Source organism: Bacillus altaicus, assembly GCF_042136375.2.
Classification (GTDB): domain Bacteria; phylum Bacillota; class Bacilli; order Bacillales; family Bacillaceae_G; genus Bacillus_A; species Bacillus_A cereus_U.
In genome coordinates this window covers 3,121,997-3,143,431 of sequence record NZ_CM143394.1, presented here as the reverse complement: position 1 = coordinate 3,143,431, position 21,435 = coordinate 3,121,997, and the positions used below count along the sequence as shown (strand labels likewise).

Genomic DNA, 21,435 nt, shown 5'->3' with positions numbered 1-21,435 from the left:
AGGAGGGATTTGAATGACTAAAGTATATGAAATCCTATCTTTAAATATAGGATTGCCAAAAGAGGTTATGTATGGTGGGAAGTTAATTCAAACAGGGATAAATAAAAAGCAAGTAAAGGAACCTGTTTTTTTATCATTTTTAAAGTTTAATGGAGATGGACAGGCGGATTTAGTTCATCATGGAGGGGTAGATAAAGCGGTTTGTGTTTATACTGGTGACCACTATCCGTACTGGGAAAAAGAATTGAATCAGGAACTTGTATATGGGGCTTTCGGTGAAAATATAACAGTAAGCGGAATGCGTGAAGAAGATGTTTGTATTGGTGACACGTTTCAACTCGGAGAAGCGATTGTACAAGTAACGCAGCCAAGACAACCTTGTTTTAAATTAGCGAAGAAATATAATATTCCAAAGCTACCATTATATTTTCAAGATACAGGATACACAGGTTTTTATTTTCGAGTATTAAAAGAAGGGTGGATATTACCGGTAGATACTTTGAAATTTTTGAGGCCTGATCCAAAAGGTGTGTCAATTTCGTTTGCGAATCGCATAATGCATAAAGAAAAGCAAAACTCTGAAGGATTAAGAAGGATTTTAGAAGTAAATGCACTGTCTACTAGTTGGAGAAAGACGTTTGAAAAGCGTATTAGGGGTGAAGAAATAAGTACGAAGGAGCGACTTGAAGGAACAAAATAATAAGTGAATAATATTTTTATAAATGGTGCATTTCTATTAGTAATAAGTTAATTAGAAAGCACCATTTGTATATAATAAACTTATTAATATTCAAAAATCTTTATATGAGTTTATTTGACTTGTTTTTAAATAGTCAAAACAAAAAATAAATTAGACTATTTTTTTATGTTTTATGATACTATATTGATTTGAAAGGCCTATTATTCTAGGAGTAGGTCATATAAGTATATCTAATTTAATGGAATCGACGTATGGAGGGACAATATGGGGAATGTTGGTAATTTTGTAAATATTCTATTAGAAGAACCGAAAAGAGAGCAGTTATTTCCTTTATTTGAAGAAGTGTTTGGGATTACAAGTCAAACATTGCATGATTTTTCAGCGAAAGGATATTGGGATTATACATATAAAGCATTATCATTTTTACAAGATGATAAAGCGATTGCAAATGTTGCGGCATTTTCACTTCCGCTTTTAATTAATGGTGAAAAAATAAATGCAGCGGGTATTCAATCAGTAATGACACATCCGAATTATCGTAGACGAGGATTAATGAAACAATTGTTTAGTAAGATGATAGAGGAAATTGATGAGCAATGCGAGTGTGCGGTCTTGTTTACTGAAAATCCGGAACTATATAAACCATTTGGTTTTCAAATTGTGCAAGAATATTTGATGACAGTATCATACGAAAACAAGAGTGATAAAGATTCTCAACTTAAAAAGTTAGATTTTTATAATGAAGAGGATAGACAATTAATACATGAGATTATTGAAAATGGCCAAAGGCTTTCTAATAAATTTTCAACGTTAAATTACCGCTCTTCGTTTTATTTAAATATGTATGATTCAACATGGAATGAAAACCTTTATTATTCAGAGAAATTAGATGCGCTGATTGTTTTTACAGTAGAAAATCAAAAACTAAAATTATTTGGAGTATTTGCGCCGGTAATTCCGATTTTAGATGAATTATGTGAGGAAATCTCTGGGGAATTTACGGAGATTGAATTTTATTTCTACCCAGATCAATTAGGAATTGATGATGTACAATATACAGAATTACAGACTAGTAAGTATTTAATGGTTCGAAGTAATAAAGAATTAGATTTTAAAGGTTATAAATTCCCGGTATTAACTGAGTTTTAAATATTAATTTAAATGCTTTTTTATGGAGGAATTATGAAAACATCATATATACCAAATCATATTGAGCAACTTACTGTAATGAACGCACCTAAATTTTACAAACTTGAAGACAATGATACATTCATTGTCCATTCGAAAGAAGAAACAGATTTTTGGCTGAAAACCCATTATGGTTTTGAAGTAATGAATGGCCATGTATTTTATGATGAGATAATGACAGATTTTCAGGCTGAAGTTCAATTGCGCATGAATCCAAATGCGACATACGATCAAGCGGGTTTATTTGTTATGATTTCTGAGAAGTGTTGGTTAAAAACATCTTTAGAATATATTCCTGAGGGCCCATCACATTTAGGTGCTGTCGTAACGAATAATGGCTATTCTGATTGGTCAACGCAAGACTATCCAAATGAGTTTGCTAAGCAACAATTACGTTTTCGAATTATTCGAAAACTTGGCGATTATACAATATATGTGAAAACGAGTCAGCGATGGGAACAAATAAGAATCGCTCATTTGATGGAGGACATAGGTAATGAGCCTGTTAAAATTGGTTTTTATACGTGTAGTCCTTCTGAAAATAATGGATTCGAGACCGAGGTTTTCGATTTTAAAATTGAACAAATATAGATGGAAAAACCGCATTCTTACTAAATGAGAATGCGGTTTTTATTAAGTTAAAGAGTATTCACATCAACTGGCAGTGAAAATGCCTGGTAGATTAAAGTTCCATTTTATTGACTAAAAATGATTTAAAACTTATCATTTAATAATGTTAAATATTAATTTGCCTAATATAATAGGACTAATGGAGAAATTACAGACTATATCGCTCAAATAAGGAGGAATATAAATTATTCGATGGTAATTTCATGAAAAAAGGAGATTGTGTATGAAATCATTTCGCAAGTTGTTACAGTATTTAAAACCATACATGTTCTTCGCTATTATTGGACCGCTATTTATGGTACTTGAGGTTGCGATGGACTTAATTCAACCGACAATAATGCAACATATTATTGATGTTGGAATTGCAAACCGGGATTTGAATTATGTAATAAAAATGGGGCTTCTTATGATAGGAGCAGCAGCAATCGGTTTAGTTGGAGGACTTGGTTGTATGATGTATTCTACAAAAGCTGCTGTTAATTTCGCTACAGACATACGAAAAGATGTGTTTGCGAAAATAGAAACATTTTCTAGCAAAAATCGTGATTCATTTGGAACAGGTAAATTATTAACAATCGTGACAAATGATATTACATCTATTCAATCGGCAATGACGATGACGTTACGTGTACTTGTCCGGGGACCGTTATTATTTATTGGAAGTATCATTATAGTCTTTGTAACAGCGAGAGACCTATTTCCAATTTTACTTGTTGTGGTACCCGTTTTATTAGTTGCAATTGTATGGATTGCAGGCCAAGCGAGCGGTTCATTTAAACGAGTACAAGAAGCATTAGATAAAGTAAATACAAAGCTACAAGAAAATTTATCCGGTGTACGTGTTATAAAAGCATATGTAAGACAAAAATATGAAATCTCACAGTTTGAGAAAGTTAATATAAGTTTAACTGAAATAAATATTCGTGCTATACAAATTATTTCATTGATGATGCCAATTATTATGCTAGTTGTAAATGGCGGGATTGTAGCAACTTTGTGGATAGGTGGAGAAAAAGTATTCAATGGTACCCTTCAAGTTGGAGCAATTTTAGCATTTATAAACTATTTAAATATCATTTTAATGTCACTTATGTCTATTAGTATGGTATTTATTCAAATTGCCCGTGCTTTTCCATCAGCTGATCGTGTACAACAAGTCTTACATACTGAAGTTGATATTACAGCTGAAGGCGACGCATATGAACCAAAACAAGTGGATGGTAATGTAGAGTTTAAAAATGTTAGTTATAGTTATACGAAAAATAATGAATATGTTTTAAAAGATATTTCCTTTACCGTACGTAAAGGTGAAAAAATAGGGATTATTGGATCTACTGGAAGTGGTAAATCTACATTGGCGAAACTATTGCCACGACTTTACGATGTTGATCAAGGTGAAATATGTATAGATGATGTTAATGTGAAAGCATACGATTTGCAAAAACTTCGTGCTTCCATTGGCTTCGTTCCACAAAAGGCAATTCTCTTTTCAGGCAGTATAGAAGAGAATTTACGTTATGGCAAAGAAGATGCAACTGATGATGAATTGGAATTAGCATCTTCATCTGCTTGTGCGACTGAATTTATCAATAAGCTGGATGACTCTTATCAATATAACTTAACACAAGGGGCAACCAATCTATCTGGCGGTCAAAAACAACGTATATCTATTGCGAGAGCCTTAGTGAGAAAACCATCTATTCTTGTATTAGACGATTCTACATCGGCAGTTGATGCGAAGTCAGAAGCTGTAATACAAGAAGCGTTAAGGTCGAAATATAGTGGCACAACGACATTTTTAATTGCATCAAAAATATCTTCTATTATAGATGCTGATAAAATCCTCGTTTTGGATAACGGTGAATTAGTTGGAACTGGTATGCATGAGGCTTTATTGGCAACTTGTGAAGTGTATCAGGAAATTTATCTTTCCCAAGGTGGTAACCTGCAGCAAGAAGGAGGGGAAGAGCGTGCGTAATTTTCAAGGACAATTTGGAAATAAAGGTGGACGTAACAATCCGAAAACGGGAAAAACAAAGAATACTAAAGGAACTATAATGCGAGTATGGAACTACATGGGGTATCAAAAAGCATCTCTTATGTTCGTTATTATTCTTGTATTTATCACTACATTACTAGGTTTACTTGGACCATATTATATGGGGGTCATCATTGATGAATACATTGTACCGAAGGATTTAAGCGGGACAGCGAGAATGTGCATGCTGCTCATTGCAATATATGGGATAACCGTATTGTTAACATGGTTACAAACATTTGTAATGATTAATGTTGCATTAAAGACAATACAAAAAATACGACAAGATATTTTTGAGAAAATCCAAACACTTTCTCTACGATTCTTTGATGTACGTTCTCAAGGTGATTTAATGAGCCGTGTGACAAATGATATTGATAACTTAAATCAAGCTTTGACACAAAGTGTTGTACAAATTATTTCATCAGCGTTAACGTTTATAGGTGTAACAATTGCGATGTTTTCATTAGATTGGATTTTAGCGATTGTAACTTTAATTACAGTACCTATTATGTTTTTCGTTACGAAAAAACTAGTTGCTTATAGTGGCAAAAACTTTGCGAAGCGTCAAAAGGATTTAGGGGAATTAAATGGATTTATCGAGGAAGCTATTACAGGCGCAGACGTAACTACGTTATACGGAAAAGAAAAAGAAACCGTACATAACTTTAATGAAATTAACGAACAGCTAAGAATTTCAGCAACGAAGGCTGAAACGTTTTCAGCATTTATTTTTCCAAGTATGAACTTTATTAATAACTTAGGAATGGGGCTTGTAATTGGAACTGGATCGGTAATGGTATTAAACGGAATGACAACAGTAGGTGTCATTGCAGCTTTTATTAATTATTCTCGACAATTTTCAAGACCACTTAGTCAATTTGCAACTTTAATGAATACGATTCAAGCGGCAGTTGCTGGAGGAGAACGTGTTTTTGAAATTATGGATGAAGTACCAGAAATTCAAAATAAAAAAGATGCAGTACTTGTACAAAATTTACAAGGACATGTTAGGCTTGAGAAAGTTTCATTTGGATACGCACAGGACAACATGATTTTAAAAGATGTGAGTCTCGAGGCAAATCCTGGGGAGACCATCGCTTTAGTCGGTCCAACTGGATCAGGAAAAACAACAATTATTAATTTGTTAACTCGCTTTTATGACATTCAAAAAGGGCAAATTAACATTGATGAAAAAGATATAAAGGATTATGATATTAATTCTTTGCGGAGTAAAATAGGGGTTGTTTTACAGGATACGTATTTATTTGCTGGGACGATTATGGATAATATTCGGTATGGGCGTTTGGATGCAAGTGATGAAGAAGTAATGGCCGCTGCTAAAGCTGCATCAGCACATTCTTTTATTAAGCATTTACCGAATCAATATGAAACAGAAATCGCTTCAGAAGGTTCGAATTTAAGTCAGGGACAAAAACAACTTCTTGCGATTGCACGAGCAATTTTAGCAGATGCAGATATATTAATTCTCGACGAAGCCACATCTAATATTGATACGAGAACAGAATTACAAATTCAAGCCGGATTAAATAATTTAATGAGAGGGCGAACGAGCTTTGTAATTGCTCATCGGCTGAAAACGATTGAAAAAGCAGATCAAATACTTGTAATAAAAGATGGAAGTGTTTTAGAGAGAGGAAATCATGAAACTCTCATGGAAGATGGAGGGTTTTACTTTGATCTGTATACGAGTCAGTTTAAAATTTAACGGAAATATTGATGTGATACGGTTTCTCGTGGGAAGAGAAACCGTATTTTTTGTATTTGCAAACATTACCATCCGAATAGTCTTTCACTAAATGTTTTAACAGCGTCCTTTTGCAGACCAGGTGAAAAATGTGAATAGCGATTTAAGGTTATGAAAACGTCCTTATGACCCAATTGTTCACTTACAATATTTGGATGTGCTCCTTGTTTTAAAAGAAGCGTTGCATGTGTATGGCGTAAATCATGAAATCTAATGTTTTTTAATTCGGATTTTTTCAAATAGGCTTTAAATGTATCATGAAAGCCACTTTTGTCTTCTTTTTCCTGTCTCTGGATCAGCTCCGATATTGACAATAATATACCACTTTGTTCCTCTTTTTCGAATACGTCCTTTCACTTAAAACATTCCTTCATTGATTTTTGAATCATGTTGTATAAGTCTAGTTGTAATTTTGCTGATATGAAAATTACATGTTTGGACATATTAGCGATGGATATATTTTACCATATATAAATTAAATCATTTTGGAGTCGTCTATTTAGTAAATAAATTAAAATTATAAGAAATATGATTTTTAGTATATTTTTATCTGTTGGTGTATATATGTTGTTTTTATTATTTTTGGATTTCAAAAGAAATTTCTTTAGCCGCTTCTAAAGCTATTTTTTTTGCTTCTGTTTTAAAATATGACGCTGCTAAAACGTATCCATATCGATGTCCCATTGATGTAGGTGGTTTTAGAAAAGTTCCTTTTTTAGGTTTTATATAAACTTTCTCTACACCAGGATATCTAGAACTACGATTTTTCCCTGTAACTCGAATTAGTTTTCCTTTAAATTTAACTGTTAGGTAATGAGCATACACATATTTATAATGTTTTTTATTTAGTGAAGGTTTATTTCCTAACATTAATTGAATAGTTTCTTGTACTAAGTTGATTCCATGTCCAATTTCAATTATGTCATTCATTGCTCCACCTGATATTCTGGGGTTTATCTCAATTAATTTCCAAACATCATTTATTCTCCGGAGTTCTAGATGACAAGCTCCATTTTTCATATTAAAAGCCTGAATAACAGAATTAACTGCATTGAAAAGACTATTATATAGTCTTTTGTCTACCTGTCCTAGTAAAGAATAACCAGTAACAATAAAGCGTTCAAAAAGTGTAATTTCTTGTTCAATTACTGCTATAATATGGACTTTTCCATTTTGAACTAAAACTTCGACTAAGTACTGAGGTCCATCTATATATTCTTCAAGTAGAATTTCTTCATTAGGTAGTTTTTTTAAAAGACTTTTCATAGATAAAATTAATTGATCTTTATTTTTTATTAATAATACATCTTTTGAACCTGTGGATTTGGGGGATTTTACAATAAGAGGGAAATTCATATTTTTAGTTTTTTTAAGGAAAGATGATAATGATTCTGTTGGTTTATAAGTTAAATATTTGAGTGAGATTGGTAAATCTTTAAGTACATTACGAGTTAATATTTTGTTTTCCATATGATAGATTGCTTTAGTAGATACAATATTTGAACAGAAATTTTCTGATAAACGTGCAGCTACATAAACAAAAGGATCAATAAAACTAAAGATTCCTTTTATGTTTTTCCCTGATTTTATTATTTTTTCGATTATTGTAATTATATTTTCATAGTCGTTTATATCAGTAAGAATCATTTGATGTACATCGGGGAATATATTTCGTTCTTCAATAAATTTTGTTTTGTTAGTTAACAAAACAGTAAAGAAATTAAGTTTTTCGGCTGCTTTGATTGCTTCCCTACTTGATCCAGATTTATTTGTTTCAATGAAAATAATAGTATCCATTTTATGTCACCTTAACCTTTATCATTTATCATTTTATAAAACCTCAGGTTTATTATTTCTATAGGTAGAATATTAAAATGAGGTTAAGCTTGTTCTGGATTTTTCAAAAAATGGTTGAATGAGGGAGAACATGAATATATATATAATGAATTTGATATTTGTTTTGAAAAAGATCTTTAGAAAGAAGGGAAGAAGAACTAACATGACTATAATTGGTATGCTTCATCATCGGAAAGATCCGAATGACGTAAAGAAAGCATATACTTATGCTGCTGTAGCTAAAGCTGAAGGTGTGGAATTTTTTTATTTTACTTTAGGGAAAGTAAATATAGAAACGAAGAAGATTTTAGGTAAAACTTATGAAAATGGTAAGTGGATTGAACAAGAATTTTCTTTTCCAGATGTTATTTACAATGCAAGTGTTCATGTTAGTGATAAAAATCAGCAAATTTATGATTATCTACATGAAAAAGTTCCTTTTACAAGTCATTCAATTGGAAATAAATTAAGTGTATATAACAGAATAAATAGAGCAAAAAAATTTAAGCAATATCTTATTCCTTTTTATGAATTAAATGATGTTAATAAGTTTTTTGACATGTTTAATCGTTTTGAAAAACTTATTATTAAACCAATTTCTGGACATCAAGGTAGTGGTATTATTTTCATTGAAAAAAATGGGATGAATTACAGTATGAATGATTCAGAACAAATTTCATCTATTAATAAAAAACAATTACGGAGCTTTATATCTGATAAGATTCAAGAGCAAGGTTACATAGTTCAACAGTTTATTTCATGTCAAATGAAATCTGGTCATGTTTATGATTTTCGATTGCATGTTCAAAGAAATGGGGAAGGCAGGTGGGTTGTTACTTCTATATTCCCGAGAATAGGTCCATTAGGAAGTATTGTATCAAATATGGCTAAGGGTGGTTACAGTACTTATTTAGATGTTTTTTTAAAAGCGGAGTTTGATAACGATTGGTATAATATTAAAAGGTATTTAGAACGATTTGCAGTAACTTTTTCTAACCATTTTAATTCTTTATATAAGGATGTATTATTTGATGAGTTAGGAATTGATGTAGGGATTGATAAGGATCAAAAATTGTGGTTATTTGAGGTGAATTGGAGACCAGGGGTACCTAATATATTTAATCTTGAATTAGATGTAGCTAGAAATTTAGTTCACTATGCTAGATATTTGGCTGATAAATCTAAATAAGAAAAGGAAAGTAGAAAAATAAAATGAAACCTAGAAACCTTTATATACCAATGTTTCTACTAATCTCTCTTTTTATATCTCCTATAAGGCTTTTCTCCATGCATTCCGAAATTCGGCGGATGTTGGACTGTCGCCAGCCGACGTACCTAATACGAGGTAAATGCTATAATCTGGTAATACATCCTTCATTGTGGGCGGGGGCACATATTTGTAAAAAAAATACGCTTGTCCAATCCATTATCATTCTCCAGTCATTTAATACTACAAAGGGGGGAGAACATGGAAAACAATGAAAAAATCACGTTTCGATTTGTAAAAAAAGATGGAGAAGAAATTAATTTGGGAAATCTTGCTGATAAACGAAAAATTGTCATTGTCATTAATAATCAGATTACATTTGCACCGAATACAACACAAATTGCCAGTGGGGCCGGACAAAACAGTGCAGCAGGAAGTAATGCAGCAATTGATTCATCGAATACCAGACAGCAACAAACGGTGGGCGCTGGAGGCGAAGCCATAAATAAGGGAATTAGTGGGGACCAGATTGAGCCGCATAAAATGAAAAAAGAAACTTCGGATGAAGAGGCAGAATTTGTACTTATCATCAATAATCAAATTAATAAAACCCGTAAGGAACAGGCTGGTGCTACTCAAGTGGCAAGTGGTGGCGGAGAAGACAGTGCAGCGGGAACCAACGCTGCCATCGAAAGTTCTAATACCAAACAGCAACATGCAGTGGGAGGCGGAACGGATAGTTCGGCAGAAAATGCAGGTGAAGAAGGCGACCAAATAGAAAAATGCGATTAAAGAAAAGAGGCTGTAATTATTTCGCAGCCTCTTTTTCTTATTATGAATTAATTGGTCTATTACTTACCCAACCAAATTTGGAATATATTAAATGTCTTGATGGATCATATACTGTCCATAATCCTATCCTTTGAGAAGTATTTGGATTTTTATATACTGCGATTGTTCCATAAGATTTTCTATGACTAGCTAAAGTATTGTCAATATATACTGCAAGGTCATAAGGCTGAAGTTGTATTTAATAAAAAGTTGTAGCTTCCGATTTTGATGATGCGAAAAATCAAAATCGTCAACTCGAATTGTCTTTTGCCATAGAAGCATGTGTTTCTATTTTTGAAGAGCTATTAGTATTTGTACGGTTTCTAGTAATAAGTTTTGGATTATACATTCAAAAATAGAAAAAATATATCCAGCTTTATTTAGCAATGAAGCTTAGTAAGAAGCGTGTGGATGTAAAAATCGTTATTGAATAAAAAATCAAAAGAGCACGCCTATAAACGTACTCTTAGAAAGGTAAGAATCTTATGAGTGGAGGGGATCTCCATATAATAACATATGCTTGTCTAGTTTAAATGTGTAAAATTTATAAAGTGAAACTTTAATCAGTGGGGGTTTTATTCATCCCCCACTGATTATTAGTTGAACCAATCGGGCGTTTACGGGCAGTTGATCTCCCACCTAACTTCTTTGCTCCAGCCGAATTTTGAGGTGGGAGTTTTACTGCCCGTTAATGCGGGATAAACAAAAATGCTATTTTATTAAGAAATGAGAAATGAGAAATGATAGATAAGTAAATACATAAATTATCGGATGTTAATTGTTTTAATGAAAAAGAAACCTTTTTATAAAGGTTTCTTTTTCATTAAAACTAACAATCATAATCATTGTCTTCATGGTTACATTCATCGCAAGGGTTGTTCTGGTCATCACAGCAAATACAAAACGTTTTATTGATAAATATATCAATAAAATCAAAGGAATCGGAATTATTTGTGAGGGTAAGTTCTTGGAAATCTTCTACTTGAAAAATCCTTGTTTCATTAGGAACTATCGTAGCGATAATTGGTGTGTTAGAAATCCTTGTTCGAATAGTTACTTCAATGGGACCGGAATCGTTAGGAACAGATATTTGAAGTAATGTTTTGTTGTGATTAATAGTAAGATCTTCAAAAACCACTCTTGAAGAGTTAGGGGGTACGATAATATCTAGAGGTACATTTCCAGTTGAGGAAGTTCCCGAACCGGCTATGGTATGAGTCTCAATAAAACAGTTACTCTTTTGGTTAAGAGAATGTGATTGTTCTGCATAGTAATCATTTTGGTCATCACAGCAGATGCAAAACGTTTTTTGAATAAAAATACCAATATCGCTACTTGTATTGGTATTATTTGTGACAGTGAGGCTTTCAAAATTTTCTACTTGAAAAATCCTTGTTTCACCTGTAGCTATTGTAGCAGTAATTGGTCTACGAGAATTTCTTGTACGAATAGTTATTACAATCGGTGCAGAAGTGCCAGGAACATGAAACTGAAGTAATGTTTTGTTATGATTATTAGTAGAATCTTCAAAAACTATTCTTGAAGTGTTAGCTGGTACGACAATATCTAGAGGTATATTTGAACCGGCAATCGTATGCGTTTCAATGAAACAGTTCTCTTTTTTGTGGTGAGAATACGAATAGTTTTTATAGTACTTTTTTCCATGTTTATAAAAATAGTCAGCCATTCTTTAATCTCCTATCTTTTATTTGTCTATATATAGTATTTAATAAAAGTAAGAAATGTTTGTACAAGGTAGAAAAAAGTTCTATTTAGGAGAATAAGAGAAAAAATTTTAGATGTATGTTCTGTAGAATTTGTTTCAGTTAACCCAAATATAAGAAATGTATAGCTAACCTTTTTACGATATTAATAGTTAGGAAAGCATAGATCGGGAAATACAGTTTGGTATTCTGGGATTAACCGAAGATCAGTAGTTAAGGTCGCATAGTGCGTATAGTTTTTTTCTAATTTTTCAAGTGTTGTTAAATGATGAGAACCTAAACCACGCTGTACACTATGTTTAGAAAGAGTGGGTCCAATTTGTAATTTTCTTTTTTTCATAGCCTCGTTCCATGGACTATAAAAAAATTTTAAAACGAAGGCAGGCTGCATGTAAATGCTATATGGATAATGTGAGCCATGTCTGCCGACTCTGTAGTCACCATGGGAAGTATTGTGAATTAATCTACCGTTGAGATAAAGCAGATTGGGACTGGGTTGGATTAAAATACCGTGATAACGTTGTTTGACTAGTGGAATACTGTATCTTGGATTAGAATAGCCGTGAGAAGGTTCATCGATCATCATTATAACTCTAATGGAAAACATGTTCCCTCCATTAGAGTTAAGTGAAGTAAAAAATTGTTCTTTATTAAAACAACAAAGAAACTCTGTCGTATTTAATACCATTTTCCATCCAGTAACTTCTTTTTCAATTTCCATAACTTCTTGATCAACTAAATAGGCATCAAATTCTAATACTTTTGAATTGCGAATTTCCCAATGAGGTGCAAATAACTTACATATTTCCACTGAACGGTCAGTAGATCCTCGGTTAATTAGAATACCGTGATCAAATAGTTTTGTATGATGCATTAACCACCATGGAAGTAAATATTCTTCATTGTAAAAATGAGAAATTAAAGTAGTCTTAATGAAAACCTCCTCCTTATATAACACACTTCTTATTTAGTATGATATGGTGGGAATCTTATCGCTAGAAGGTTCCCACCATATCATACTAAAAAAACAAAGATGATAGGTGGAAGGATAATTATTTATTTCGGATTGACTGTTAAATTAAGAATTAGGATGGTTATGGAGCTAGTTGATAACAATTGAAATAGCGCTAAAAACTAATAAAACTGCCATAATAATGTTAAAGAATTGGTTATGTTTTAATAAAAGTTTTTGGAACATTGAACCGAATAGGCTCCAACTAAACGTACTCATTAAACCGACTACTCCTAAAAATAATGAAAAAAGAAGGTAACTAGAATATGAATTGTAATAAGGGAGAATAAAAGTTGATACTACAGTCAGTCCGAATAATATTCCCTTTGGATTAACGAATTGAAGCATAATTCCTACTAAAAATAAGTTTTTATTGCTTTTTTCATTTGTATTTGCACTACTTTTACTATTGAGTATTTTAAAAGCTAAATACAGCATATAAGCTACACCTAAAATTTTTAAAGGAAATTCAATTATTGGCAGAATGTTTATAAGTATAATATTAAAGAAACTACATAATGAAGTGATGATGAAAAAGCCGAAAGCCACTCCGAAGCAAAATTTAATGCTACTTTTTAACCCATGTTGGTTGGCGTATGTCATAGCTAAAAAATTGTTAGGACCTGGTGTGAAGCTACTAATAAAGACGAATAATAAAAAAGAAAATATAGGCATTTCAAACCTCCCTTTGAATTTGTATGTTATAATGACTGAAAAGAACAATATAACGTATACTTTTTATTATACATAATGGTCGTTATATTGTATAGGAGTGTTTTTTTATGGAGGAAATTCAACTTATTCTTGCAAAAAATTTAAAAGCTATTCGAGAAAAAGAAAAGCTGAGCTTAGAAAAAGTTTCTCAATTAAGTGGTGTAAGTAAAACGATGATCGGACAAATTGAAAGGGGAGAATCTAGCCCGACACTAACTACGATTTGGAAAATTGCTAATGGCCTGAAAGTGTCTTTTACTTCTTTAATCAATAATCCACAGCCAGATACGAAAGTTATTTTACGAAACGATGTTCAAGTATTATCTGAAGACAATGGGAGATATAAAGTGTATCCTTCGTTTCCTTTCCAAGATGATAGACATTTTGAAATCTATACTGTTGAAATTGAAACAGAAGGAAAGTTATATGCTGAAGCGCATAAAGAAGGAACAGAGGAATTTATAACTGTGTTTGATGGTGAACTGACAATTGAGGTAAATAATTGTCAATATAGATTAAATAGTGGAGACTCAATCAGGTTTAAGGCGGATAGACCTCACGCTTATTATAATTCAGGAAGTACGTTAACTCGGTTGAGTATGACAATTTATTATCCAGCTTCATAAGTTTTTATGTACATAAAAAATATAAGGGAAGCGTAATTATAAAACCATCTATACAAGGTGGTTTTTATTATGTGAAAAATTACAAAAAAAAGACACTCATTTGAGTGTCAACACAGTATTTCTCTCGCGTATAGGATTGGAGAATGTTTCTCAAATACATATTGAGATGATTAGTAAAGGAGAAACTGTCTTCATAAATAACTTAACATTGATAGCGTATAGAGTAAATTGATAATGTTTATCCGGAATATTTAGTATAGATAGTTTCTACTATCTATATAGGGGAATGGCATTTAAAGCTAAGAAGAAAAAATGAATCATTTATTAATCAACTCGTATAATTGTTAGAGAGGCGCCAGTTGATCCACCACCGACTAAATTGACAATTGATAAGAGACCGAATAATTGAAGAGAAATAGTATTACCTGCATTTAATATTGTAATTAAATTATTATTATAACTTGAAGTAGATAAGGCAGGAGATAGAATTGAGCTCAGAAGTGATGTAGATCCGTTTAAAATTAGTCTTGAACCCGCAAGAAGTGCAGTTGTAGTATTAATTTGATAAGAAAGATAATAACGTCCCGTTACAGGGACTGTAAATAAATCATTTGCACTATTGACTGCAAAGCTATCAAGGCTTTAATTGTTTGAGAGTGGTATGTTAGTACCACCTAGTACAACTGAAACTGTTCCACCCACTGTATTATTTGCAAACATAGAATTTGTTGTAACGTTTATGCCGGTACTACCCGTGGGTCCGGTATTACTCATGGGTCCAGTACTACCAGTAGGACCAGTTAGTCTATAAGGAAGGATAATTGTACGTCATTATTTTGGGGATTTTCTCTATCTTTATTTTTAATTAAAATCACCTCATTTTTATGATAAAGGAGATACTTTTCATATATTCTATTAATAATATTTTTTATAGTAACGGCATGCTGTTTAAAATACATTCATTTTTAGTAAGTTACATTAAATTTGATTTTGTACAAAGATTTTAATCGAGAGATTAATAGTATTTTTTTAGATAATTCTTTTAACATTTCGGAACATCTAACATTTAATAAATACTATAGAAGGGAGATGCAAATTTGAATCGATATGACAAATTACCAATGTCTAAGGAAGTTATGGATTCTAAAAATATTGGTCCTACATTTCCACCTCTTCCGTCTATTAATTTTCCAACCGGAGCAACCGGAGCAACCGGAGCAACCGGAGAAACCGGAGCAACCGGAGCAACCGGAGCGACAGGAGAAACAGGAGCAACCGGAGCGACAGGAGCAACAGGAGAAACCGGAGCAACCGGAGAAACAGGAGAAACCGGAGCAACCGGAGCAACCGGAGAAAAAGGAGTAACAGGAGAAACAGGGGAAACAGGGAAAACAGGGGCAACAGGAGCAACCGGAGCAACAGGAGCAACCGGAGCAACCGGAGCAACCGGAGTAACAGGGGCAACAGGAGCAACCGGAGCAACCGGAGCAACCGGAGTAACAGGGGCAACAGGAGAAACAGGAGCAACCGGAGCAACCGGAGCAACCGGAGTAACAGGAGAAACAGGGGCAGCAGGAGAAACAGGAATAACAGGAGTAACCGGCCCAACCGGAGAAACAGGGGCAACAGGAGCAACCGGAGAAACAGGGGCAGCAGGAGAAACAGGAATAACCGGAATAACCGGCCCAACAGGAGAAACAGGGGCAACAGGAATAACCGGTCCAACGGGAATACCGGGAACAATCCCAACAACAAACCTATTATATTTTACTTTTTCAGATGGGGAAAAACTTATATATACTAATGCAGATGGTATAGCACAATACGGTACAACACAAATCTTATCACCAAGTGAAGTTTCTTATATTAATCTATTTATAAATGGAATTCTTCAACCACAACCTTTTTATGAAGTTACAGCTGGTCAGTTAACTTTATTAGATGCTGAACCACCCTCACAAGGATCTTCAATTATCCTACAATTTATTATTATCAATTAAAAAGGACAGATTTCCTATAAAGAGAAATCTGCCCTTTTTGTTCTAAATTTGGTTAGTTAAAATTAAGTGACGATAAATTCAATTGTAATTGGAATTCCACCGTCTAATACATCTCCGCCAGGAATTGTAATAGCACCAGTAGGACCAGTAGTAACACTGGAGTTTACACTAGGCTGAAGAATACCGTTTATATAGAGATTGTAATACGTAAAAGTTGGGAAGGCAGTTGCAGTAGTACCCGCATCGTTTAAACAAGCTGTGGCAGCAATCGCAAAAGCAGCACCTGTGCCTGTTCCAGCTCCTAGTGTAGAGGTGAATCTTCTAGATGCCATAAATGGTTGAATGATAGGCATTTAATTCTCACTCCTATTCTAAATTTATTGGAACGAAGTTTAGAATAACTTGTCCACTATATAATATGAGAATTTTCTATATTAGAAACGGCATCTTGATTATAGTTTCAACACAATTTTTGTATAGGTAAAATACTAATTATTCTAGTATGGAAAAAGTGATGTCATTATAAGTGGAACGTATGTTGTTGATTGTTTTAGTGATTACTATGGATAATTAAATTGATAGGCAATTGAATTTGGGAGATAAACGTGGAAAAATAAAATAAACTCTTAAGTTTAGGTGTTTAATCTAAGCAGTCAATTATTAAAAACATATAATTAATATGTGAGTCATGAACATAATTAAATTACGTTTTCAAGTTTGATTATAATTCATGTTTCCTATTTTAAGAGAAACATATAACTCAACTACTTTTTACAATCGCATCTTTTATAGTTCTTAGAATAGGAAAACACTCAACTATAAGAAAAGTAAGGAGGAAATAAATGTCACATAATAATTGTTTTGGTCATAATAACTGCAATCCGATTGTTTTTTCAGCAGATTGTTGTAAAAATCCACAGTCAGTTCCTATTACTAGCCAACAATTAAGTCAATTAATTACTTTACTAAATTCATTAATATCAGCTATTGCAGCATTTTTTGCAAATCCAAGTAATGCAAACAGATTAGCGTTACTCGATTTATTTAATCAATTTTTAATTTTCTTAAATTCCTTATTACCTTCCCCAGAAGTTAATTTTTTGAAACAATTAACTCAAAGTATTATAGTTTTATTACAATCTCCAGCACCTAATTTAGGACAATTGTCAACATTATTGCAACAATTTTATAGCGCTCTTGCACAATTCTTCTTCGCTTTAGATCTTATCCCTGTATCCTGCAACTCAAATATCGATCCTGCAACTTTACAAGTTCTTTTTGGTTTATTAATTCAATTAATCAATGCTACTCCAGGGGCGACAGGCCCAACAGGTCCAACAGGTCCAACAGGTCCAACAGGTCCAACAGGTCCAACAGGAGCAACAGGAGGCGGAGCGACAGGAGCGACAGGAGCAACAGGAGCAACAGGAGCGACAGGAGCAACAGGAGCAACAGGAGCAACAGGAGCAACAGGAGCAACAGGAGCGACAGGAGCAACAGGAGCGACAGGAGCAACAGGAGCAACAGGAGCAACAGGAGCAACAGGAGCAACAGGAGCAACAGGAGCGACAGGAGCAACAGGAGCAACAGGAGCAACAGGTGCAACTGGTGGCGGAGCTATTATTCCGTTTGCTTCAGGTACAACACCATCTGCGTTAGTTAACGCGTTAATAGCTAATACAGGAACTCTTCTTGGATTTGGATTTAGTCAGCCTGGCATAGCTTTAACGGGTGGAACAAGTATCACATTAGCGTTAGGGATAGGTGATTATGCATTTGTAGCACCACGCGCAGGGACTATTACATCGTTAGCAGGTTTCTTTAGTGCAACAGCTGCATTATCTCCATTAACACCTGTTCAAGTGCAGATACAAATATTAACTGCACCTGCAGCAAGTAATACGTTTACAGTACAGGGCGCACCTTTATTATTAGCACCAGCATTTGCTGTAATAGCGATTGGTGCTACAGCATCAGGTATCATACCTGAAGCAATTCCGGTAGCCGCTGGGGATAAAGTATTATTATATGTTTCATTAACAGCTGCTAGTCCAATAGCTGCAGTTGCTGGATTTGTAAGTGCAGGTATTAATATCGTCTAACTTGTTACAATGTTTGTTTGAAATTTAAACAGGCATTTGTATATAGCCCCTCCTAATTTTATTAGGTGGGGCTATATTTTTTGTGGGAAATTAGAAATAAATCAATTGAAAAGTTACTCTTTGTTAAGTTGGTATATAAGAAAAATCAAAATTTATGATTTACACTTTATTGTTTATGGAATAAGTTATATGGTTTGAAAAATTACATATAAACAAAAAAGATGAATTCTATTAAAAACAGAATTCATCCATTAAATAAACTATATACTAGTGGGTTAAATTGTTAATCATGAGCGGTGAAATGTCATTGCTCAAATTAGTAATAAACTATTTATTTTTATTACAGTTACATCCTTTTTTCTTTACATAGCCTTGCTCGGCTAAATCTCTTTGTGACTGGGAATCGGAAGATTGAGAGTTCGAAGATTGAGAGGATGCTGAAGAGCTACTATTTTTATTATTAGAGTAGTTTTTTCGATAGTTATAATTACTCATAGTACTATCACCTCCAATTAAATATATAAATATTATATGTATGTACTCTATTAATTGTTACGATAAAAAATCTCCTCGATATTTTCCGAGGAGATAAATGGTGGTTCTATTAAAATGATACTAATTAATGCCCCCAGTATAGAGGGAAGTAATAAGAATCTTGGTAATATAGATTTTGTTGTTGAGTAGGGGGCTGAGTTGACTGATTTATCATGTCGCGGTTTTGATTACAGTTTCCGGGAGGACCAATTACCGTAGTGGATTGAATTGGGGATACTGCTTGTTTCCATTGTTGTTCATTGAGGCAATAAGTATGAGCCATCATATTAGCGGGAGTTAATCTTAAAATATCAGAACCAAAAATAACTTCTGGGGTTGGGGCGTCGAATATAGCTAATAAATGAGTATTATCTGCTGAAGCAATTTCATAATGCCACCACGCTTGTGGAATGTTGGCAACTTGCCCTGGTTTTATCGGTAAGTTTAATATTTGATTCGTAAATGGATTAAGTAAAGAAACAACAGCAGATCCTGAAATACAGTAAACAAGTTCAGCTGCATTTTGATGAATATGTGGTTCTACAACGTTGCCTGTACTTAAATAAATATCTAATAAAGAAGTATTTTCTAAAGTGTTTAATTGTTTTATGCCAAGTACATTTATATAATTTTGGGCATCTTTCTTAAAAAAATTACTTTTACTTAAATCATGAGTGAAGTTCGTTGAAGGAGAGGTGTAGTCAATAGTAGAAGTCAATCGTATTACCTGCCTTTCTATAGGTAAGTATGGATACAACTTTAGGATATGTGCCTAGTGTTAGTTATGTGCATTTGTCTGTATCATAATAAATTCACCTGTTTTATAAAGAATATAGGTTGTGCTTCTTATTTCTCATAATGTAAATACGGATAAAAATTAGAGCGAACTAATGAAAGTCGGAATTATTGATGTTAGGTTAGGAGTAAAAATATTAAAATTTATTTCGTATATTTTAATGGTTACGTTATATGAAAAGACCAATGCCTTATAGAAAGGAATTGGCCTTGTATTTAAGATAGTTTTTGATGAATCATTAATTGTGCTTTAGCAGTATTGGCGTAATTTAGCCACTCTAATTCCAAGTTTTGTTTTAAATCGAAATGGATTTCGATGACGTCAAAATGAGATACCTTTGTTTTAAGTGGAACAGGCATCCCATTTACTTTTTTCATGCTATGTGCAATTTTTGGAAATGCAGAGAAAGAAAAATCAATAATTGTAGCACCATCTGGTAAATAAATAGGTTGTAAATCTGTAGTATAAGCCGTAATAGTATTTTCGAATAGTTCATACGATACTAAGTTATGAAAAATAATTGGATCTTTAGTTAATAAATTGTTATTCATTATTGTATCATTCATTATTTTATAAGAGATTGTTTGGATATCTGCAGTTCTATTATTCAATAAAGAAAAAATACCATTATCTCTTAATGTTTTCTCTGATTGTGTTTGAATGATAATTGATTGTTCAATATCATTTATATTGACTTTAGTTTTTAAATTGTTATTAAAATGAGTATTTTCAAGTGCTATATTGTCTTCGAAATATTGTGTAGTTGGTTTGTATAATTGATGAACTATTCCAAGGATTTTATAACAATCTAGGACACTTATAGTGGTGATACGTATTTGTGAAACTCTTGATATGTTTTGTGCTTCTTGCAGTTGTGAGTAAGCAGAATAAATTGGGGTAAATTCATAACTTACTTCAAATGAAAGGTTCGTATCATAAAAAAAATTTATTCCTTTTCTTAAATCAGTTATGTTTTTTTGAATATATGGCACATATTCCATTAAAAAATTATGTGCTTTTTTATATCTCTCTTTATGTAGATATTGAAAAGATAGGTTTTCTAATTCATGTTGGATAGAATATAAACCTAATCGCTTTGCAAGTGGTGCAAAGAATGTTAATGTCTCGTTTGCATAAGCTACTTGTTTTGCAGGTTTTTTAACACTCAATGTTTTTATGTTATGAAGACGATCTATAACTTTAATAATGCCAACACGTATATCTTGTTGAGAAGCTAACAGCAACTTTTTAAAATTAATCGCTTCGTATAATGTCTTCTTTTGACCGTGTTGTTTTTTCACTTTTGTTAATCCATCAACAATGTAACTGACGGTCGTACCGAAAAGTAATTCTACTTTTTCGAGAGAATAAGTCGTATCTTCTACAACATCGTGTAATAACGCAGAAATCAAAGTTGTAACATCAGCTTTATAATCTAATAGTACCTCTGTAATAGCAAAAGGATGAATAATATATGCCTCTCCAGTTTGACGGTATTGACCATTATGCGCATGTTCAGCAAACTCTATAGCTTTTTTCATTAACTTTAGTTCATCAGATTGTAGATAAGTAGCCTTTTGTAATAATAATTCGCTCATATATATCCATCCCTTGAAGTTATTTCTAATAATAATTCTGTATAATATGATAAAGACCTTTTAGATTATTAATAAATATTAAAAAATTATTTATTGATTGAGATTAAACTATATTCGTATAGCCTTTCATA

Annotated in this window: 18 protein-coding genes and 2 pseudogenes; 10 read left to right on the top strand and 10 right to left on the bottom strand. The window is 32.9% G+C overall.

What is annotated here, in order from left to right; all coding sequences use genetic code 11:
* The first annotated feature begins 13 nt into the window (after positions 1-13).
* The 5 genes from ACE38F_RS16375 to ACE38F_RS16355 all read left to right on the top strand — a co-directional run bounded on the left by ACE38F_RS16375 (position 14) and on the right by ACE38F_RS16355 (position 6,285).
* Complete coding sequence (locus ACE38F_RS16375) at positions 14-700, top strand: MOSC domain-containing protein (RefSeq protein ID WP_215556334.1); 687 nt, start codon at positions 14-16, stop codon at positions 698-700.
* 264 nt (positions 701-964) lie between these two features.
* The gene (locus tag ACE38F_RS16370; RefSeq protein WP_375369194.1) at positions 965-1,849 is read left to right on the top strand and encodes a GNAT family N-acetyltransferase; all 885 of its coding nucleotides are present in this window, start codon (positions 965-967) and stop codon (positions 1,847-1,849) included.
* A gap of 33 nt (positions 1,850-1,882) precedes the next feature.
* Positions 1,883-2,479 (top strand): DUF1349 domain-containing protein, encoded by a 597-nt coding sequence (locus tag ACE38F_RS16365; RefSeq protein WP_002127357.1) that lies wholly within the window; start codon positions 1,883-1,885, stop codon positions 2,477-2,479.
* A gap of 262 nt (positions 2,480-2,741) precedes the next feature.
* A complete protein-coding gene (locus ACE38F_RS16360) occupies positions 2,742-4,496 on the top strand; it encodes an ABC transporter ATP-binding protein (RefSeq protein ID WP_375369193.1) in 1,755 nt (584 codons plus the stop codon).
* On the top strand, positions 4,489-6,285 hold the full coding sequence (locus tag ACE38F_RS16355) for an ABC transporter ATP-binding protein (RefSeq protein WP_340986572.1): 1,797 nt from the start codon (positions 4,489-4,491) through the stop codon (positions 6,283-6,285). Before ACE38F_RS16360 ends, ACE38F_RS16355 begins: the two co-directional genes overlap by 8 nt.
* A 65-nt stretch (positions 6,286-6,350) precedes the next feature.
* On the opposite strand, the gene ACE38F_RS16350 is transcribed toward ACE38F_RS16355, so the two are convergent.
* From ACE38F_RS16350 to ACE38F_RS16340, 3 genes and pseudogenes are all read right to left on the bottom strand, one after another.
* The gene (locus ACE38F_RS16350) at positions 6,351-6,620 is read right to left on the bottom strand and encodes a tyrosine-type recombinase/integrase (RefSeq protein ID WP_375369352.1); all 270 of its coding nucleotides are present in this window, start codon (positions 6,618-6,620) and stop codon (positions 6,351-6,353) included.
* Positions 6,583-6,681 (bottom strand): annotated as a pseudogene (locus ACE38F_RS16345) (Arm DNA-binding domain-containing protein); the annotation flags it as partial. The pseudogene ACE38F_RS16345 and the gene ACE38F_RS16350, both read right to left, overlap by 38 nt.
* Positions 6,682-6,900: 219 nt before the next feature.
* Positions 6,901-8,121 carry an ATP-grasp domain-containing protein gene (locus ACE38F_RS16340; protein WP_002109911.1) on the bottom strand — a complete coding sequence of 407 codons (1,221 nt, stop codon included), beginning with the start codon at positions 8,119-8,121 and terminating at the stop codon, positions 6,901-6,903.
* Positions 8,122-8,251: 130 nt separating this feature from the next.
* Between ACE38F_RS16340 and ACE38F_RS16335 the strand changes: the two genes are divergently transcribed.
* Both ACE38F_RS16335 and ACE38F_RS16330 read left to right on the top strand, forming a co-directional pair.
* Entirely contained in the window at positions 8,252-9,349 is a 1,098-nt protein-coding gene (locus ACE38F_RS16335; RefSeq protein WP_375369191.1) for a YheC/YheD family endospore coat-associated protein, read from the top strand.
* A gap of 279 nt (positions 9,350-9,628) precedes the next feature.
* Positions 9,629-10,159, top strand: coding sequence for a hypothetical protein (locus ACE38F_RS16330; RefSeq protein WP_002109913.1), 531 nt, complete (start codon positions 9,629-9,631; stop codon positions 10,157-10,159).
* An 868-nt stretch (positions 10,160-11,027) separates the two neighbouring features.
* Here the strand turns inward: ACE38F_RS16330 and ACE38F_RS16325 are convergent.
* The 3 genes from ACE38F_RS16325 to ACE38F_RS16315 all read right to left on the bottom strand — a co-directional run bounded on the left by ACE38F_RS16325 (position 11,028) and on the right by ACE38F_RS16315 (position 13,609).
* On the bottom strand, positions 11,028-11,885 hold the full coding sequence (locus ACE38F_RS16325; RefSeq protein WP_375369190.1) for an exosporium protein D: 858 nt from the start codon (positions 11,883-11,885) through the stop codon (positions 11,028-11,030).
* 182 nt (positions 11,886-12,067) lie between these two features.
* Positions 12,068-12,880 carry a glycosyltransferase family 2 protein gene (locus tag ACE38F_RS16320; protein ID WP_341306773.1) on the bottom strand — a complete coding sequence of 271 codons (813 nt, stop codon included), beginning with the start codon at positions 12,878-12,880 and terminating at the stop codon, positions 12,068-12,070.
* A gap of 144 nt (positions 12,881-13,024) precedes the next feature.
* On the bottom strand, positions 13,025-13,609 hold the full coding sequence (locus ACE38F_RS16315) for a LysE family translocator (protein ID WP_063219529.1): 585 nt from the start codon (positions 13,607-13,609) through the stop codon (positions 13,025-13,027).
* A gap of 107 nt (positions 13,610-13,716) precedes the next feature.
* Between ACE38F_RS16315 and ACE38F_RS16310 the strand changes: the two genes are divergently transcribed.
* On the top strand, positions 13,717-14,274 hold the full coding sequence (locus ACE38F_RS16310; protein WP_002069930.1) for a helix-turn-helix domain-containing protein: 558 nt from the start codon (positions 13,717-13,719) through the stop codon (positions 14,272-14,274).
* A 324-nt stretch (positions 14,275-14,598) separates the two neighbouring features.
* Here ACE38F_RS16310 and ACE38F_RS16305 read toward each other — a convergent pair.
* Positions 14,599-15,048, bottom strand: a pseudogene (locus ACE38F_RS16305) (BclA C-terminal domain-containing protein).
* Positions 15,049-15,371: 323 nt separating this feature from the next.
* Between ACE38F_RS16305 and ACE38F_RS16300 the strand changes: the two are divergent.
* Positions 15,372-16,274 (top strand): DUF4183 domain-containing protein, encoded by a 903-nt coding sequence (locus ACE38F_RS16300; protein WP_375369189.1) that lies wholly within the window; start codon positions 15,372-15,374, stop codon positions 16,272-16,274.
* A 62-nt stretch (positions 16,275-16,336) separates the two neighbouring features.
* On the opposite strand, the gene ACE38F_RS16295 is transcribed toward ACE38F_RS16300, so the two are convergent.
* Positions 16,337-16,627 carry a DUF4183 domain-containing protein gene (locus tag ACE38F_RS16295; protein ID WP_002012883.1) on the bottom strand — a complete coding sequence of 97 codons (291 nt, stop codon included), beginning with the start codon at positions 16,625-16,627 and terminating at the stop codon, positions 16,337-16,339.
* A gap of 489 nt (positions 16,628-17,116) precedes the next feature.
* Here ACE38F_RS16295 and ACE38F_RS16290 point away from each other — a divergent pair, with 489 nt between their 5' ends.
* Positions 17,117-18,376 carry an exosporium glycoprotein BclB-related protein gene (locus ACE38F_RS16290; protein WP_375369188.1) on the top strand — a complete coding sequence of 420 codons (1,260 nt, stop codon included), beginning with the start codon at positions 17,117-17,119 and terminating at the stop codon, positions 18,374-18,376.
* Positions 18,377-18,995: 619 nt separating this feature from the next.
* On the opposite strand, the gene ACE38F_RS16285 is transcribed toward ACE38F_RS16290, so the two are convergent.
* Together ACE38F_RS16285 and ACE38F_RS16280 are read right to left on the bottom strand one after the other, a co-directional pair.
* Positions 18,996-19,628, bottom strand: a complete 633-nt coding sequence (locus tag ACE38F_RS16285) for a cupin domain-containing protein (protein ID WP_375369187.1) — start codon at positions 19,626-19,628, stop codon at positions 18,996-18,998.
* Positions 19,629-19,921: 293 nt separating this feature from the next.
* On the bottom strand, positions 19,922-21,304 hold the full coding sequence (locus ACE38F_RS16280; RefSeq protein ID WP_375369186.1) for an HD domain-containing protein: 1,383 nt from the start codon (positions 21,302-21,304) through the stop codon (positions 19,922-19,924).
* Between the last annotated feature and the right edge of the window lie 131 nt (positions 21,305-21,435).